Annotated in this window: 2 protein-coding genes; both read right to left on the reverse strand. The window is 70.8% G+C overall.

Annotated features, from left to right (window positions below; all coding sequences use genetic code 11):
- Positions 1-379 (reverse strand): PIG-L family deacetylase (locus ACM2XV_RS15325; RefSeq protein ID WP_487027573.1); only part of this gene is annotated, 379 nt, incomplete at its 3' end.
- Positions 379-1,209: an aldo/keto reductase gene (locus tag ACM2XV_RS15330; protein ID WP_344775919.1), complete on the reverse strand. Its 831-nt coding sequence runs from the start codon at positions 1,207-1,209 to the stop codon at positions 379-381. The genes ACM2XV_RS15325 and ACM2XV_RS15330, both read right to left, overlap by 1 nt.
- Positions 1,210-1,368: the final 159 nt, after the last annotated feature.

Raw genomic sequence — 1,368 nt, forward strand, 5'->3', positions numbered from 1 at the left:
GTGCTCTCCGATCTGGCTGCGCCCGCCCGTCTTCGCCCCAGCTCATCCCCGAGTCGAGGTACCGGAAGTCCGGACCCCGGTAGAGCGCGCGAGCGCGCGGCTCGCCGAGGAAGCAGGGCGTGCCGGCCCCGAGCTCGTACAGCGCGCGGGTGAGCTCGCCGACCCGGTGGTCGGCGAGCTCGGGCGTGCCCTCGAGCCACGAGAGCGGGCCGGGCACGACTTCACCGCGCTCGCCCCTGGTGCACGTCACGACGCGAACCGCGGCTCCGGCATCCCCCAGGGCGGCGATGAGTCCGCCGGTCGACAGCGACTCGTCGTCGGGGTGGGCGTGAAGGAACAGTGCGCGCCGCACCCGGGCGAACAGAGGGGGAAGGGCCACTACAGCTCGTTCGGGTCGCCACCGCGCCGGCCGGCGGCACCGCGGTCGACGGCGGCGAGGGCACGCAGCTCGACGTCGCTCAGCTCGAAGCCGAAGACGTCGAGGTTCTCGGCCATGCGCTCGCGGCGATTCGACTTCGGGATCACGATGTTGCCCGTCTGCAGCTGCCACCGAAGAATCGCTTGCGCCGGCGTCACGCCGTGCGCCTTCGCCACTTCGAGCAGGGCGGGCGCCGAGGAGATCTCGCCGCCGCCGAGCGGGTACCACGACTCGGTCGCGATGCCATGCGCAGCGTGGTATTCCGCGAGCTCGCGCTGCTGGAACTCGACGTGCAGCTCGATCTGGTTGACGGCGGGCGTGACGCCGGTCTCTGCGATGATTTGCTCGAGGTCCTCGATGCGGTAGTTCGAGACGCCGATCGACGTGGCGAGCCCCTCGCGCTGCAGCTCGATGAGCTCCTGCCAGGCCGACAGGGCGGTGCCGAGCCGCGGCCGCGGCCAGTGGATGAGGTAGAGGTCGACGCGCTCGAGGCCGAGCTGGTCGAGGCTGTGCCGCAGGGCATCGGCGGCGCTGCTCGAGCCGTTGTTCGGGAACTTCGTCGTCACGAACAGCTCGTCGCGCGCGATGCCGCTCTCGGCGATCGCGCGGCCCACACCGTCTTCGTTGCGATACATCGCAGCGGTGTCGATGTGCCGGTAGCCGACCTCGAGCGCGTCGCTGACGATGCGCGCCGTCTCAGCCGGGTCGACCCGGAAGACGCCGAAGCCGAGCTGCGGAATGGACGTGCCGTCGTTCAGTGCCACGGAAGGGACAGAAGTGGAAGCGGTCATGCTTCCAAACTAATTCGCGCGCGCAAGGCGCTCGTAGAGGGTTGCCAGACGGGCCGCCGCCGCCCTCCACGTGTGCGCGCGTGCGTGTGCGAGGGATGCCTGCGCCATCACCGCCCGACGCGCGGGGTCCCTCAGCAGTCGCTCGATGGCGGCCGCCCA

It is taken from the genome of Gryllotalpicola sp. CP2-P1 (assembly GCF_057512245.1).

What these genes read in the sequence shown, in the direction of transcription:
- ACM2XV_RS15330 (WP_344775919.1), bottom strand. Translation starts at nt 1,209, where the DNA reads ATGACCGCTTCCACTTCTGTCCCTTCCGTGGCACTGAACGACGGCACG.